The 14,765-nt window shown below is 72.5% G+C and carries 13 protein-coding genes; 6 read left to right on the top strand and 7 right to left on the bottom strand.

Annotated features, from left to right (window positions below; genetic code table 11):
- Window positions 1-22 precede the first annotated feature (22 nt).
- The 7 genes from VFG42_RS07455 to VFG42_RS07425 form a co-directional block, all read right to left on the bottom strand.
- The gene (locus tag VFG42_RS07455) at window positions 23-1,243 is read right to left on the bottom strand and encodes a PLP-dependent aminotransferase family protein (RefSeq protein ID WP_324906873.1); all 1,221 of its coding nucleotides are present in this window, start codon (window positions 1,241-1,243) and stop codon (window positions 23-25) included.
- Complete coding sequence (locus tag VFG42_RS07450; protein WP_324906871.1) at window positions 1,240-1,752, bottom strand: hypothetical protein; 513 nt, start codon at window positions 1,750-1,752, stop codon at window positions 1,240-1,242. The genes VFG42_RS07455 and VFG42_RS07450 overlap by 4 nt, the downstream gene beginning before the upstream one ends.
- Before the next feature lie 139 nt (window positions 1,753-1,891).
- Window positions 1,892-4,222, bottom strand: a complete 2,331-nt coding sequence (locus tag VFG42_RS07445; protein WP_324906870.1) for a sulfatase-like hydrolase/transferase — start codon at window positions 4,220-4,222, stop codon at window positions 1,892-1,894.
- Between the two features lie 36 nt (window positions 4,223-4,258).
- Window positions 4,259-4,951 (bottom strand): glycosyltransferase family 2 protein, encoded by a 693-nt coding sequence (locus VFG42_RS07440; protein WP_324906868.1) that lies wholly within the window; start codon window positions 4,949-4,951, stop codon window positions 4,259-4,261.
- A gap of 17 nt (window positions 4,952-4,968) precedes the next feature.
- Complete coding sequence (locus VFG42_RS07435) at window positions 4,969-6,351, bottom strand: NAD(P)/FAD-dependent oxidoreductase (RefSeq protein ID WP_324906866.1); 1,383 nt, start codon at window positions 6,349-6,351, stop codon at window positions 4,969-4,971.
- Window positions 6,348-6,608, bottom strand: a complete 261-nt coding sequence (locus VFG42_RS07430) for an anti-sigma factor family protein (protein ID WP_324906864.1) — start codon at window positions 6,606-6,608, stop codon at window positions 6,348-6,350. The genes VFG42_RS07435 and VFG42_RS07430 overlap by 4 nt, the downstream gene beginning before the upstream one ends.
- Window positions 6,605-7,246: an RNA polymerase sigma factor gene (locus VFG42_RS07425; RefSeq protein WP_324906862.1), complete on the bottom strand. Its 642-nt coding sequence runs from the start codon at window positions 7,244-7,246 to the stop codon at window positions 6,605-6,607. Before VFG42_RS07425 ends, VFG42_RS07430 begins: the two co-directional genes overlap by 4 nt.
- Before the next feature lie 60 nt (window positions 7,247-7,306).
- Here VFG42_RS07425 and VFG42_RS07420 point away from each other — a divergent pair, with 60 nt between their 5' ends.
- The 6 genes from VFG42_RS07420 (at window position 7,307) to VFG42_RS07395 (ending at window position 14,676) form a co-directional block, all read left to right on the top strand.
- A complete protein-coding gene (locus tag VFG42_RS07420) occupies window positions 7,307-8,215 on the top strand; it encodes an ROK family protein (protein WP_324906860.1) in 909 nt (302 codons plus the stop codon).
- 67 nt (window positions 8,216-8,282) lie between these two features.
- Window positions 8,283-9,392 (top strand): transaldolase, encoded by a 1,110-nt coding sequence (gene tal / locus VFG42_RS07415; RefSeq protein ID WP_324906858.1) that lies wholly within the window; start codon window positions 8,283-8,285, stop codon window positions 9,390-9,392.
- Window positions 9,393-9,477: 85 nt separating this feature from the next.
- Window positions 9,478-11,088 (top strand): hypothetical protein, encoded by a 1,611-nt coding sequence (locus VFG42_RS07410; protein ID WP_324906856.1) that lies wholly within the window; start codon window positions 9,478-9,480, stop codon window positions 11,086-11,088.
- A gap of 3 nt (window positions 11,089-11,091) precedes the next feature.
- Window positions 11,092-12,024 (top strand): phosphogluconate dehydrogenase (NAD(+)-dependent, decarboxylating), encoded by a 933-nt coding sequence (gnd, locus tag VFG42_RS07405; protein ID WP_324906853.1) that lies wholly within the window; start codon window positions 11,092-11,094, stop codon window positions 12,022-12,024.
- Window positions 12,025-12,035: 11 nt separating this feature from the next.
- Window positions 12,036-13,592 (top strand): glucose-6-phosphate dehydrogenase, encoded by a 1,557-nt coding sequence (gene zwf, locus VFG42_RS07400; RefSeq protein WP_324906851.1) that lies wholly within the window; start codon window positions 12,036-12,038, stop codon window positions 13,590-13,592.
- 19 nt (window positions 13,593-13,611) lie between these two features.
- Complete coding sequence (locus VFG42_RS07395; protein WP_324906849.1) at window positions 13,612-14,676, top strand: glucose-6-phosphate dehydrogenase assembly protein OpcA; 1,065 nt, start codon at window positions 13,612-13,614, stop codon at window positions 14,674-14,676.
- Window positions 14,677-14,765: the final 89 nt, after the last annotated feature.

Genomic DNA, 14,765 nt, shown 5'->3' with positions numbered 1-14,765 from the left:
CGACCACGGAAGGGTGACGGCGCTACCGGCGGCTGTCGAATGCCGCTTGACGCAGGCGGTCGAGGCCGGTGGCGATCTCGGCCTCGGTGTGGCTCGTGAACGACAGCCGCAGCGTCGCGCGGTCGGGGACCGACGGGAAGAACGGCCAGCCCGGGACGAACGCGACCTCGCGGTCGAGCGCGCGCTTCAGCAGCTCCTCGGCGTCCCAGCCGTCGGGCAGCCGGGCCCAGACGAACATGCCGCCGTCGGGCCGCGTCCAGCGCGAGCCCTCGGGCAGGGCGTCGGGCAGCCCGTCCAGCAGCGCGTCGCGCCGCGGCGCGTAGACCGCGCGCAGGCCCGCGATGTGGGCGTCGAGGTCGCAGGTCGCCAGCCAGCGCGCGGCGGCGGCCTGGTCGATCGTGGACGTGTGCAGGTCGGCGGCCTGCTTGGCGACGACCAGCGCGCGGCGCAGCGCCTGCGGCGCGCGCAGCCAGCCGATCCGCAGGCCCGGGACCAACACCTTCGACAACGTCGACAGCGCGATCGTGCGGTCCTCGGCGCCGGGCAGCGCGGCGACCGGCGGGATCGGCTCGCCGCGGTAGCGCAGCTCGCCGTAGGGGTCGTCCTCGACGATCCACAGGCCCAGGCGCGCGGCGGCCTGCGCCAGCGCGCGGCGGCGCTCCAGCGTCAGCGTGCGGCCGGTCGGGTTGTGGAACGTCGGGACCGTGTAGAGGAGCTTGGGGCTCTCGCGCCGGATCAGCGCGGCCAGCGCGTCGGGGTCCAGCCCGTCGTCGTCGCAGGGCACGGGGACGCAGCGCGCGCCCGCCATCTGGAAGCACTGCAGCGCGGCCAGGTAGGACGGCTCCTCGACGAGCACGGTGTCGCCGGGCTCGATCAGGACCGCCGCGATCAGCGTCAGCGCCTGCTGCGAGCCGGAGGTGACGAGGACGTCGTCGGCCGCGGTCGGCAGGCCGCGTCGGCCCAGGCGCGCCGCGATCGCCGCCCGCAGGCTCGGGTCGCCCTCGGTCGTCGAGTACTGCAGCGTGTGGCCGAAGCGGTCGTCGGCCAGCGCGTGCGCGAACGCCGCGCGCAGCCCGGGCGCGTCGAACAGCTCGGGCGCCGGCAGGCCGCCCGCGAACGAGATCACGCCCGGTCGCTGGGTCAGCGCGAGGATCTCGCGGACCGGCGAGGAGGCGACGTCGCGCAGCCGCGCCGCGGCGGGCGGCGGCGCGGCGCCGAGCTGCGGAGCGCTCTCGCCCGTCATCGCACCGGCCGCGCGGCCAGCACACCGGAGACCACCAGGCCGTCCTCCAGCTCCAGCAGCGCGCCGATCTCGGCCGCCGCGCGGTGCGCGCACGGCAGCGGCGCGGCGTCCATGCCCTCGGCGCGCAGGCCGTCGGCGAGGTCGGTCAGCGCGGTCGTGCGCAGCGAGCCGCAGGCGCGGCCGAGCAGGACGAGGTGGACGGGCGCCTCGTGCAGCCGCAGCGCGAACGTGTCGGCGACGCGCAGGTCGCGCGCCTGCCGGGCCGGGGCGTCGGCGGCGAGGATGCGCGCGCCGCCGGTCTCGGCCAGGTGCGCGCGCCAGTGCGGCAGGTGCGCGTCGCGGATCTCCTGGCGCGTGGCCGGGTCGGTGACCGTGATCAGCCGCCACTGCGCCAGGCGCGCGCGCTCCAGCGCGGCGCTCAGGACGGTCGGCTGGACGGGATCGGGACGGAACGGGCGGAACGTCGTCGGCGCCGTCCGCAGGTCGTCGGTGTACGACAACGTGGACATCAGGGGGACCTCCGAGGAAAGGATTCGAGAAGCGATGCGGGACGGCCAGCCGCCGGACCCGCGTTCCGCGGGCCGCTAAGGGGCGCTGGCGATCGCTACTCGGAGGACCTGCATCAGGCCGTCGATCGTACCGGACCGATCACTCCCGCGCCAGCATCGCCTCGGCGGTGCGCTCGAGGTCGATGTACTGGTCGTCGCCCAGCGCGACCTCGACCTGGAGGATGCGGCCGCCCGCGAACGGCGCGGGCGCCGTGTACAGCGCGGTGACCGCGTCGGAGGAGTCGCGCCCGACGCAGAGCCCGTCGCCGCACAGGTTGAAGTTGCTGATCTGCGTCCGGACGTCCTCCTGGGCGACCGCCCGGTCGTCGACGTAGAGCGTGGCGGTGCCGTGCGTCTCGCCGTGCTCGCCGGTCGAGCGGCGATCGAACGCGACGCCGAGGACGTGGCGGCCGGGCGCGACCGGGTCGTCGCCGACCAGGACCTGCTCGGGCGGGATCCCGAGGAAGTTGTAGACGTAGTGCAGCTTGCGGTCCCGCAGGAACAGCGCGTGCCCGCCGAAGCGCGACCCCTGCGCGAACAGGACGCCGCCCGCCTCGGGCGTCGCGATCTCGACCTCCGCGAGGATCCGGTAGGACCGCCCGCGGATGTTCGGCGCGACCGCCTCCGGGACCTCCGCCGTCTCGGGGAAGTAGATGTAGGTGTCGCGCGGCGGCTCGGGCTGCGGGCGCGGGTCGCCGAGGATCTCGGCCGGGCGCCGGTCGTCGAGCGGCAGCACGTCGTACTTCTCGGCCTCCTCGAACCAGATCCCGACCAGCTCCTTCAGCTTGTCCGGTAGCTCCGCCGCGAGGTCGCGCGCCTCGGAGTAGTCCTCGGCGAGGTGGTAGAGCTCCCACGCGTCCTGGTCGAAGTGCCCGAGGCCGGACGTGGGCCCGTGCACGGCCACGGCCTTCCAGCCGTCGGCGTAGATCCCGCGCGTGCCGAGCATCGCGTAGTACTGGCGATCCTTGCGCGACGGCGCGGCGGCGTCGTCGAACGTGTAGCGCATCGACACGCCCGGCTGGGGCTCCTGCGCGACGCCGCCCACCTCGGCGGGGAACTCGCCCAGCCCGAGGCAGTCCAGCAGCGTCGGCACGACGTCGGTGACGTGGTGGTACTGCGTGCGCACCTCGCCGCGCGCCCGGATCCCGGCGGGCCAGTGGATCACCAGCGGGTCGCAGGTGCCGCCCGCGTAGGAGTAGCGCTTGAACATCTTGAACGGCGTCGAGAACGCCGCCGCCCAGCCCGTCGGGTAGTGGTTGTAGGTGTTGGGCGAGCCGAGGTCGTCGAGGTGGGCCAGGTTGTCGGCCATCTCGTCCGGGAAGCCGTTGAAGAACTTGTTCTCGTTGACCGAGCCGTTCGGCGACCCCTCCCCCGACGCGCCGTTGTCGGCGCAGTACAGGATGATCGTGTTGTCGAGCTGGCCGGTCTGCTCCAGGTGGTCGACGATCCGCCCGACCTGCGCGTCGGTGTACTCGCTGAAGCCCGCGTAGACCTCGGCCATCCGCGCGAACAGCCGCTTCTCGTCGTCGTCGAGCTCCGCCCACGGCCGCACGTCGTCCAGCGGCGAGTGCGTCCCCTCGGGCATCGGGTTCAGCGGCGTCAGCTCGGTGCCCTCGGGCACGATCCCGCGCTGCACCATCCGCGGCAGGACCCACTCGCGGTAGGCCTCGTAGCCGGAGTCGAACTTCCCCTTGTACTTGTCGATGTACTCCTGCGGGGCGTGGTGGGGCGCGTGGTTGGCGCCCGGGCAGAACCACATGAACCACGGCCGCGACGGCGCGGACTGGCGCGTGTCGCGCAGCATCGACAGCGCCTGGTCGGCGAGGTCCTTGGACAGGTGGTAGCCGTCCTGCGGCAGCGCGGGCTGGTCGATGAAGTGGTTGTCCTCGACCAGCGTCGGATACCACTGGTTGGTCTCGCCGCCGAGGAACCCGTAGAAGCGGTCGAAGCCCTGGGCCAGCGGCCAGTAGCGCTTCGGCGCGCCCGCGTGGACCTCCTCGGACGGCACGTTGTGGTTCTTGCCGATCCAGAACGTGTTCCACCCGCGCCGCTGCAGCACCTTGGCCAGCGGCGCGCAGCTCTCGGGCAGCCGCGCGTGGCCGCCCGGGTAGCCGATCGCGCCCTCGGTGATGCACGCGAAGCCGTTGGTGTGGTGGTTGCGGCCGGTCAGGAAGCACGAGCGCGTCGGCGAGCAGAGCGCGGTCGTGTGCCACTGCGAGTAGGTCAGCCCGCCGTCGGCCAGCCGCTGCATCGTCGGCATCTCGATGCCGCCGCCGTAGGGCGACCACGCGGCCAGGCCGGTGTCGTCGTAGAGGACGACGAGCACGTTGGGCGCGCCCTCGGGCGCGTCCTGCGGCAGGTACGGGGTCCAGTCCGGCGTCGAGTCGCGGACATCGAGGTTGATCACGCCGTTGAAGGGTTGGCCGGCCATGCCGGCGACCCTCTCGGCCCGGCGGGTGGCTCCGCCTCACCCTGCGCGGGTGACCCGCACGCGCAGGAGCACCCACACGGCGCGGAAGCCGTCGCGCCAGGTGATGTTCTTGCCCTCCGCGTAGGTGCGCCCGTAGTAGGAGATCGGCACCTCGTAGATGCGCAGGTGGCGGCGGCAGATCCACCCGGTGATCTCCGGCTCGATCCCGAACGCGTCCTCGGTCAGCGGCAGGGACTTCAGGATCTCGGTCCGGAACGCCTTGTAGCCGGTCTCCATGTCGCTCAACGTCGTGTTGAACAGCACGCCGGCGACCAGCGACAGGAAGCGGTTGCCGACCATGTGCCAGAACAGGTACGCGCGCTGCGCGCGGCCGCCGCTGAGGCGCGAGCCGTAGACCACGTCGGCGGCGCCCGACTCGATCGGCGCGACCAGGTGCGGGACCTCGGCCGGGTCGTACTCGAGGTCGGCGTCCTGGATGACGACGACGTCGGCGTCGACGTGCGGGATGCCGTGGCGCAGGGCCGAGCCCTTGCCGCCGTTGGGCTTCTCCAGCAGCAGCACGCCGTCGTGCTCGGCGGCGTAGGCGCGGACGATCGCGGCGGTGTCGTCGGACGAGCCGTCGTCGACGACCACGATCTGGCGGTCGATGCCCAGGGCGTCGATGCGCTCCAGGACGTCGCCGATCGTCGCGGCCTCGTTGTAGGCGGGAACCAGGAAGGCGATCTTCATGTGGGGAGGCGCGGACCCTACAGCCCGTACGCCTCCAAGAACTTCAACCAGATCTCCGACCGCGTCGGGAACGCGGGGGTCGCGTGCCAGAGCGTGTCCAGCGGCACCTCGGCGACGACCGCGATCGTGGCGGCGTGGACCCACTCGGCGACGTCGGGGCCGACGAACGTCGCGCCGACGATCACGCGGCGGTCCTCGTCGACGACGATCCGTGACGTCCCGCCCGCGCCCTTGCCGTGGAACGACGCGCCGGCGGTGGACTCGGTGCCGACGTCGACGGCGCGCACGCGCAGCCCGGCGGCGATCGCGCTGTCGAGCGTGTGGCCGACGGCCGCGACCTGGGGCTCGGTGAACGTCACGCGGGGCGCCGGACCGCGGTCCTCGCGGATCCGCGCGTCGGCGTGCCCCAGGATCTGGTCGGCCGCCGCCCGCGCCTGGTACTTGCCCTCGTGGGTCAGCAGCGCCTTGCCGTTGGCGTCTCCGACGACGAACAGCCAGTCGTGGCCCGCGACGCGCAGGTCGTCGCCGACCTCGATCGCGTCGCCGGCGCGGTCGCCGAGGCCGACCTGCTCCAGCCCGAGGTCGTCGGTCAGGGGCCGGCGTCCCGCGGCCACGAGGATCTCGTCGGCCTCCACCACGCCGTGCGTCGAGGTCGTCACGGTCACGCGCCCGTCGGTCCCGCGCTCCACCCGCTCGGCGACGACGTCCAGCAGGACCTTCACGCCGTCGCGCTCCAGCCCCTCCTGGACGAGCGCCGCCGCGAACGGCTCGTCGCGCCCGAGCAGGTGCGACTCGCGCTCCAGCAGCGTCACGTCGGCGCCGAGCGTCGCGAAGGCCTGCGCCAGCTCGGACCCCACCGGCCCGCCGCCGAGGACGACCAGCGAGCCCGGCACGTCGCGCACCTGCGTCGCGTCGCGGTTGGTCCAGGGATCGGCGTCGGCCAGGCCCTCGATCGGCGGGATCGTCGGCGCGGTCCCGACCGCGACGACCACCGCGCGGCGCGCGCGCAGCTCGACGTCGCCGACGTGGACGACCCGCTCGCCCGCCAGGTGCCCGTGGCCGCGGAACAGCAGGACGCCGCGCTCCTCCAGCCACGGCAGCTGCGCCGCGTCGTCCCAGCCGTGCACGACCTCGGTCCGGCGCTCCAGCGCGGCGGCGACGTCCAGGTCGCCGGCGATCGCCTCGCGCGCGCCCGGCACGCGCCGCGCCTCGGCCAGCGCCTGCGCCGGGCGCAGCAGCGCCTTGGACGGCATGCACGCCCAGAACGAGCACTCGCCGCCGACCAGCCGGTCCTCGACGACCGCCACCCGGATGTCGTGCTGCCCGAGCCGCCCGGCGATGACCTCGCCCGCCGGGCCCGCGCCCAGCACCACGACGTCGACCTCGTGAACCTCGCTCAACCCTCGTCGTCCTTCGTCAGCTTCCGGTACAGGTCGAGCAGCCCGCGCTCGAGGGCGGGGTCCACCGACTCCGGAGGGATGTCTCCGACGACGCGCACGGTGATGCGGATCTGCTCCAAGTAGGCGCGACACCAGCCACAGCGGTCCAGGTGCGCCTCGACGGCGGCGCGGCGCTCGGCGTCCAGCGCGCCGTCGAGGTACTCGCTCACCAACTCGGCGACGTCGCGGCAGGGAATCAGGTCAGACGGGCAGCTCATGCGGCGATCCAGTCCTCCAGCGCCTGGCGCACCTTCGTGCGCGCCCGATGCAGAAGAACGCGTTGGTTGGTCTCGCTGACGTCGAGAACGTTGCGCACCTCGTCCGACGACAGCCCTTCCAGGTCGCGCAGCGTGATCACGATCTTCTGGCGCTCGGGCAGCTCGTCGATCGCCGCGCGCACGATCCGCAGCGCCTCGTCGGACTCCAGCGACCGCTCGGGGTCGTCGCGCCAGTCGGCGGGCGCGCTCGTCCACGCGCCCTCGCTGGTGAACCGCGACGGGTCGACGGTCGGGCCGTCCTCCGCCTCGATCCCGGCGCCGTCCGAGCCGCCGCCCACCGACGCGAACGGGATCGACCGGTGCTCGCGCACGCCGCGCGTCTTGGCGCGGTTGACGAGGATCCGGAACAACCAGGTCTTGAACGACGAGCGCCCCTCGAAGCGCTCCAGCCCGCGCACGACCGCGACCCACGTCTCCTGCACGACGTCCTCGGCCAGCGCGTCGGTCGGCACGTACATCCGGGCCAACCGCATCAACATGGGCGTGTAGCGCCGGACCAGCGCCGCGAACGCGGCCTCGTCCCCGTCCCGCGCTCGGTCGACGAGGCTCTCGTCGTCGCTGGGTTGGAGGGACGGCATCCGTGGCGACAATAGCCTGCACGCGGTCGGGCAAGTTCGCGTGAGAGGGTCTGGAGCTACATGACGCAGCGGTTCATCGGGGTCGACGTGGGCGGGACGAAGGTCTCGGTCGCCGTGTTGGAGGGCAAGGAGCTCAGCGAGCCGACGCTGCGGCCGACGGTCCTCGACAGCAGCGACCGGCTCGTCGACCAGCTCGCCGAGCTGATCCAGGAGGCCGGGCCCGCCGACGCGGTCGGCATCGGCGTCCCGTCGGTCGTCGACTTCGCCACCGGTACGGCGCGTCACTCGGTCAACGTCCCGCTGCGGGACGTGCCGCTGCGCCGCCTGCTCACCGAGCGCCTGAAGATGCCGGTGTTCGTCGACAACGACGCGACGGTCGCCGCGCTGGCCGAGGCCCACGACGACGAGCTGCACCAGGCCGCGCAGTCGCTGGTGCTGTTCACGATCGGCACCGGCGTCGGCGGCGGGATCGTCATCGGCGGGCGCATCTTCCGCGGCGCGACGGGCGGCGCGGCCGAGCTGGGCCACCAGCTGATCGGCGCGGACCTCGGCGCCGGCGCGCCGCCGCACTCCGACGAGGCGCCGCAGCCGGGCTCGCTGGAGCGCCTGGCCGCGGGCCGCGCGCTGGACGCGCTGGGCCGCGAGCGCGGGTTCCCGGACGGACCGGCCGTGGTGACGGCGGCCCGCGCGGGGGATGCCTCTGCCCTGGAGGCCGTTCGCATCCTCGGCGAGCGTCTCGGCGTCGGCATCGCCAATGCCATCAACGTGTTCGATCCGGAGCAGGTCGTCATCGGCGGCGGCGTCAGCGCCGCCGGCGAGCTGCTGCTCGAGCCCGCGCGACAGGTCGCCCGGCGGTTCGTCCTGCCGGGCGTGGGTACCCGCACGGAGATCCGCCTGGCGCGCTACGGACCCCGCGCGGGCGTGCGCGGAGCAGCCCTATTGGCTGGTCAGGAAGTGCTCAACTCGTGAATTGACCGGTTGCCCCTGCTACGACGGTCGTAGGATCGAGTGAGAGAGAAACCAGGAGGCAACCACCATGAGCGACACAGCATCCGTCAACGAGCGCCTCGCGCGGCTCACCGCGTTGGGCACGAGCATCTGGCTGGACCAGATCGAGCGCAAGCTCGTCGAGGGCGGTGAGCTGGCCCGGCTCATCGAGGAGGAGTCCCTGCGCGGGATGACCTCCAACCCCGCGATCTTCGAGAAGGCGATCCTCGGCTCCGAGGAGTACGACGACCAGATCTCCGCCGTGGCCCACGAGGGCGGCGACCAGCGCGCGATCTACCAGGCCATCGCGATCCAGGACGTGTCGTCGGCCGCCGACGTGCTGCGCGGCGTCTACGACTCCACCGACGGCTACGACGGCTACGTCTCGCTGGAGGTCGACCCCGACCTCGCGTTCGACACCGACAAGACGATCACGCAGGCCCAGGAGTACTGGGAGCGCGTCGATCGCCCCAACCTGATGATCAAGATCCCGGGCACCGACGAGGGCCTCCCGGCGATCACCGCGTCGATCGCCGCGGGCATCAACGTCAACGTGACGCTGCTGTTCAAGGTCGGCCAGTACGAGAAGGTCATGGACGCGTGGATGTCCGGCCTCGAGCGCCGCGTCGCGGCCGGCGAGCCGATCGACCGCATCCACTCGGTCGCGTCGTTCTTCGTCTCGCGCGTCGACACCGAGGTCGACCAGCGCCTGGAGGGCACCGACCACGAGGACCTCCAGGGCACCGCCGGCCTGGCCAACGCCCGCGCCGCCTACCAGGCCTACCTGAAGGCGGTCAAGAACAGCGAGCGCTTCGCGAAGCTCGCCGAGAAGGGCGCGAGCGTGCAGCGGCCGCTGTGGGCGTCGACGGGCGTCAAGAACCCCAAGTACCCGGCGACGCTCTACGTCGACGGCCTGGCGGGCCCCGAGACGGTCAACACGATGCCGGTCGCGACGCTGGAGGCCGCGGGCGAGCAGAGCGCGGTCACCGAGCCGACGGTCACGATCGACCCCACCGACCAGCTCGAGGCGCTGGCGGACGCGGGCATCGACCTCGACGACGTCACCGACAAGCTCCTCAAGGACGGCGTCGACGCGTTCGTCACGCCGATGGAGAAGCTGCTGGACGCCCTGGGGACGAAGGCGAAGGCGGTCGCGTAATGGCGGGACACCTCGCCTGGCGGCTCGGATCCCGGGCGCGAGCTCGCCTGGCGGCTCGCTCGCACAGCGGTGGGAGGGCCGACGCGTGAGCGCGGAGACCGAGGGCGTCACCGCCTCGATCCCGTCGCTGTACCAGGCGGCGATCGACCGCCGCCTGGAGCGGGCCGGCCGTGAGGAGGTCGCGCGCCGCGTCTTCGACCACGACGACACGCTCTGGGGCGAGGCCGGCCAGCCCGAGGTGTCCAACCGCCTCGGGTGGCTGGACGTCCACGACCGGCTGCTGGCCCAGGCCGACGACCTGGAGGCCTTCGCCGCGGCCGCCCACGCCGACGGCCTGACCGAGGCCGTCGTGCTCGGCATGGGCGGATCGTCGCTGGCGCCGGAGGTCTTCCGGCGCTCGTTCGGCACGCGCGCCGACCGGTTGATCCTCCACGTCCTGGACTCCACCGACGCCGACGCCGTGCGCGACGTCGAGGCCGAGATCGACGTCAGCAAGGCGCTGTTCGTGGTGTCGTCGAAGTCCGGCGGCACGGTCGAGACGCTGTCGGCCTTCCACTACTTCTGGGAGCGGACGGGCGGCAACGGCGCGCAGTTCGTGGCCGTGACCGACCCGGGGACCTCGCTGGAGGCGCTGGCCTCCGAGCGCGGCTTCCGGCGCGCGTTCGTCAACGACCCCAACATCGGCGGCCGCTACAGCGCGCTGTCGTTCTTCGGCATGGTCCCGGCCGCGCTGCTGGGCGCCGACCTGCGCGGGCTGCTGGGCGGCGCCGCCAAGTTGGAGGAGTCGCTGCGGGCCGGCGCCGACGCCGACGCCAACCCCGGCCTCTGGCTGGGCAGCGTGCTCGGCGAGCTGGCGATCGCCGGCCGCGACAAGCTGACGTTCGTCGTCGACCCGCCGATCGAGTCCTACGGGTTGTGGGTCGAGCAGCTGATCGCCGAGTCCACCGGCAAGCACGGCACGGGCATCCTGCCGGTCGCCGACGAGCCGGTCGGCGCGCCCGAGGCCTACGGCAACGACCGCGTCTTCGTGCACCTGCACGACCGGGGCGGCTCCGAGAACGACGCCGCCGTCGCGCGCCTGGCCGAGGCCGGCCAGCCGGTCATCACGATCCCGACCCACGGCGCGAGCGACCTCGGCCGCATCATGTACCTCTTCGAGTTCGCGACCGCGGTCGCGGGCTGGGTGCTGGCGATCAACCCGTTCGACCAGCCCAACGTCCAGGCGGCCAAGGACAGGACCAAGGAGGTGCTGGCCATGGCGTCCCCGCCGGAGATCGCCGAGGCCGACGCCGCCGCGCTGGCGAAGCTGATCGACGCGGGTCCGTCCTCGTACCTGGCGATCCAGGGCTACGTCGCCCCGTCGCCGGAGTTCGACGGCGAGGTCGAGGCGCTGCGCGAGCAGCTGCGCGACCGCACGACCATGGCCACCACCTTCGGCTACGGCCCGCGCTACCTGCACTCCACCGGCCAGCTGCACAAGGGCGGCAAGCCCGACGGCCGGTTCCTGCAGCTCCTGCACGTGGCCGACGACGACGTGTCGATCCCGGGTGGGGATCCGTCGTCCTTCGAGACCCTCAAGCGCGCCCAGGCGGACGGCGACCTGCTCATCCTGCGTGAGCACGGCCTGCCCGCCGAGCGCATCGTCCTGCGCGGCGACCCCACGACGGCGCTGCGCACCCTCAAGGAGAACCTCTAACTCATGGCGCAGATCGGCTTCATCGGCCTCGGGCGGATGGGCGGCAACATGGTCCATCGCATCAAGCGCGACTCCGAGCACGAGGTGATCGCCTTCGACTTCGACAAGGGCGCGGTCGACAAGGCGGTGAAGAACGGCGCCGTGGGCGCGAAGTCGCTCGCCGACCTCGTCAAGAGGCTCGAGGCGCCGCGCACCGTGTGGGTCATGGTCCCCGCCGGCGACGCGACCCAGCAGACGGTCGACAAGCTCGCCAAGCTGCTGGAGAAGGGCGACACGATCGTCGACGGCGGCAACTCCAAGTGGACCGACGACATGGCGCGGGCCAAGGACCTCAAGAAGCTCGGGATCCACTACGTCGACGTCGGCACGTCCGGCGGCGTGTGGGGCCTGGAGGTCGGCTACTGCATGATGGTCGGCGGGCCCAACCCGGCGATCAAGCGCCTCAAGCCGTTCCTCGACGTGCTCGCGCCGCCGCCCGACGAGGAGCACGGGCCGGGCTGGGGCCACATGGGCCCGACCGGCTCCGGCCACTACGTCAAGATGGTGCACAACGGCATCGAGTACGGGATGATGCAGGCCTACGCCGAGGGCTTCGGGCTGTTCGACGCCTCGGAGTTCAAGCTCGACAACGCGAAGATCGCGCACCTCTGGATGCGCGGCTCGGTCGTCCGCTCGTGGCTGTGCGAGCTGGCCGCCAACGCGTTCGAGCAGGAGGGCAACGACCTCGAGGCGCTGGAGCCCGTCGTCGCCGAGTCCGGCGAGGGTCGCTGGACGGTCGAGGACGCGGTGGAGAAGCGGATCCCGGTGCCGGTCATCACCGCGGCGCTGTTCGAGCGCTACGACACCCAGGGCCGCGGCGACTTCGCGGCGAAGGTGAACGCCGCGCTGCGCGCGCAGTTCGGCGGGCACGCGGTGCAGCGGCGCGCGGACGGCTAGATCGGCGCTCGATGGCGACGACCACCGAAGCCAAGCTGGGCCAGACGCCGGGCCAGGGGGCCAACCCCCTGGTCGAGGGCCTGGAGCGGTTGCCCGTCCACCCCACCACGCTGGTGATCTTCGGCGCGACGGGCGATCTCGCCCGGCGCAAGCTGCTGCCGGCGATCTACAACCTCGCCCACGAGGGCGCGCTGCCCGAGCGCTTCAACCTGATCGGGTCGTCGCGCTCGGAGATGAGCCATGAGGAGTTCGCCGAGCAGGCGGCCGAGGCGATCCGCCAGTTCAGCCGCCGCCCGGCCGACGACCAGGTCCTCAAGGTCCTGCTGGCCAACATGCGCTACGTGGCCGGGACGTTCGACGAGGACTCGGTCTACGACGGCCTCGGCGAGCTGCTGGACGGCTTCGACCAGGAGGCCGGCCAGCCGCTCAACCGCGTGTTCTACCTGTCGACCGCTCCGGAGTTCTTCCCGGTCATCATCGAGCAGCTCGGGAACCACGGGCTCAACGACCACGAGGGCTCCGACGTCCGCGCGGTCATCGAGAAGCCGTTCGGGACGACGCTGGAGGAGGCGCGCGAGCTCAACCGCCGCGTGCTCTCGGTCTTCGCGGAGAAGCAGCTCTACCGCATCGACCACTACCTGGGCAAGGAGACCGTCCAGAACCTGATGGCGTTCCGCTTCGCCAACGGGCTGTTCGAGCCGGTCTGGAACCGCAACTACATCGACCGCGTGGAGATCACCGCGGCCGAGGACCTGACGATCGGGACGCGCGCCGGCTACTACGACCGCGCGGGCGCGCTGCGCGACCTGGTGCAGAACCACATGCTCCAGCTCCTGTGCAACGTGGCGATGGAGCCGCCGGTGCACTTCGAGGCCGACGAGATCCGCGACGAGAAGGTCAAGGTCCTGCGGTCGGTGTTGAAGCCGACGGCGGAGACGGTGGATCAGATCGCCGTCCGCGCGCAGTACGCGGCGGGGACGATCGGCGGCGAGGCCGTGCGCGGCTACCTCCAGGAGGACGGCGTCCCCAGCGACTCCAACACGGAGACCTACGCGGCGATCCGGCTGGAGATCGACAACTGGCGCTGGGCCGGCGTGCCGTTCTACCTGCGCACCGGCAAGTCGCTGGCGCGCAAGGTCACCGAGATCGCCATCACCCTGAAGCCGGTCCCCCACCTCGCCTTCCAGCAGGAGGGCTCGGTCGGCGTGCGACCCAACCAACTCATCTTGACGATGCAGCCCAACGAGGGCGTGTCGCTGTCGCTGGGGGCCAAGATCCCCGGCACGCGCATGCGCATCCGGCCGGTCAACATGGAGTTCTTGTACGGCACGTCGTTCATGTCGCAGTCGCCCGAGGCCTACGAGCGGCTGATCCTCGACGCGATGCGCGGCGACGCCACGCTGTTCACGCGCAACGACGAGGTCGAGGCGCAGTGGGAGATCTGCGACCCGATCGTCCAGAAGTGGGAGGCGACGCCGGGGCCGCTGCCGCAGTACGAGGCGGGCACGCAGGGCCCGGCCGAGGCCGACAAGCTGCTGGAGCACGGCGCGCGCTGGCGCGCGATCTAGTGCCGGGGTCGTTGTAGGCATGGCCACGATCGACACCGTCTGGCGCGCCCGGGACACCAAGCCCGGCGACATCGACGCGGCGCTGCGCGCGTCGCTGGCGCAGATCCACCGCGACAACGCGGGCTACGTGCCCGCGCGCGTGCTCAACCTCGTCTGCGTGGTCGACAAGCAGTACTCGGGCGAGATCGCCAACCGGCTGCGGCGCGTCGGGCGCTACCACCCGTCGCGCACGATCGTCTGCAGCGTGGACCCCAAGCGCACGACGCTCGACGCGGTCGCGACGATCGCGGCGCCCAGCGAGGTGCGCGAGGGCGAGATCGGGCTGCTGCGCGAGACCGTCGTCGTCGAGTGCGGCACCCAGCACCTGAAGAACCTCGACCGGATCGTCGACCCGCTGGTCGTCACCGACCTGCTGACGTGCGTGTGGGCGCCGCACGGCCACGGCGAGGCGGTGGACTCGCTGCTGGACCTGTCGCAGATCGTGCTGCTGGACAGCGTCGACGAGCCCGACCCGGCCGAGGCGCTGCACCGCGCGCGCGACCTGTCCGAGCAGGCCTACGTGGTCGACCTCGCGTGGCTGCGCTCGACGCCCTGGCGCGAGCGGCTGGCCGCGACGTTCGACCCCGACACGGTCCGGCCCGAGCTGAACACCATCGACGGGATCACGATCCGCCACCACCCCGAGAGCACCGCGGCGGCGCTGCTGCTCGTCGGCTGGCTGGCCTCCCGGCTGGGCTGGCGCATCGACCCGCTGTTCGCCGGGCGCGGCGGCGTCCTGGAGGGCAAGGTCCGCGCGCGCCGCCAGGACGTCAAGGTCCGCCTGGAGCCCGACGCCAAGCAGCACGTCCGCGGCCTGGCCGGGCTGACGATCTCCACCGCCTCGGGCCGCACCTACTCGCTGGATCGCGGGCCGGGCGGCCTGCGCGCCCACTTCGAGAACCGTCGCGGCGAGACGCGCGACTGGACGATCCTCGGCGCCTCGCGCGGCGAGGCGGGCATCCTTGGCGAGGGCATCCGCCAGGCGCTGCTGCGCGACGGCACCTACGGCCCGGCGCTGGCCTGCGCCAACGGGCTGCTGCGCTAGCACCGCCGCCGGCAGCACGCGGTCGGTGGAGCCGCGGTGGCGGCCGGCCGGCGGATCGCCCACTGACCACCGGGATCGGAGAAAGGGCC

It is taken from the genome of Baekduia sp., assembly GCF_035685985.1.
In the GTDB taxonomy this organism is placed as follows: domain Bacteria; phylum Actinomycetota; class Thermoleophilia; order Solirubrobacterales; family Solirubrobacteraceae; genus Baekduia.
The sequence above is the reverse complement of the archived record's forward strand: the minus strand, read 5'-3'. Positions and strand labels throughout refer to the sequence as shown.

Coding starts and splice junctions, on each gene's coding strand:
- VFG42_RS07455 (WP_324906873.1), bottom strand. CDS start 1,243: ATGACGGGCGAGAGCGCTCCGCAGCTCGGCGCCGCGCCGCCGCCCGCC.
- VFG42_RS07450 (WP_324906871.1), bottom strand. CDS start 1,752: ATGTCCACGTTGTCGTACACCGACGACCTGCGGACGGCGCCGACGACG.
- VFG42_RS07445 (WP_324906870.1), bottom strand. CDS start 4,222: ATGGCCGGCCAACCCTTCAACGGCGTGATCAACCTCGATGTCCGCGAC.
- VFG42_RS07440 (WP_324906868.1), bottom strand. CDS start 4,951: ATGAAGATCGCCTTCCTGGTTCCCGCCTACAACGAGGCCGCGACGATC.
- VFG42_RS07430 (WP_324906864.1), bottom strand. CDS start 6,608: ATGAGCTGCCCGTCTGACCTGATTCCCTGCCGCGACGTCGCCGAGTTG.
- VFG42_RS07425 (WP_324906862.1), bottom strand. CDS start 7,246: ATGCCGTCCCTCCAACCCAGCGACGACGAGAGCCTCGTCGACCGAGCG.
- VFG42_RS07420 (WP_324906860.1), top strand. CDS start 7,307: ATGACGCAGCGGTTCATCGGGGTCGACGTGGGCGGGACGAAGGTCTCG.
- tal (WP_324906858.1), top strand. CDS start 8,283: ATGAGCGACACAGCATCCGTCAACGAGCGCCTCGCGCGGCTCACCGCG.
- gnd (WP_324906853.1), top strand. CDS start 11,092: ATGGCGCAGATCGGCTTCATCGGCCTCGGGCGGATGGGCGGCAACATG.
- zwf (WP_324906851.1), top strand. CDS start 12,036: ATGGCGACGACCACCGAAGCCAAGCTGGGCCAGACGCCGGGCCAGGGG.
- VFG42_RS07395 (WP_324906849.1), top strand. CDS start 13,612: ATGGCCACGATCGACACCGTCTGGCGCGCCCGGGACACCAAGCCCGGC.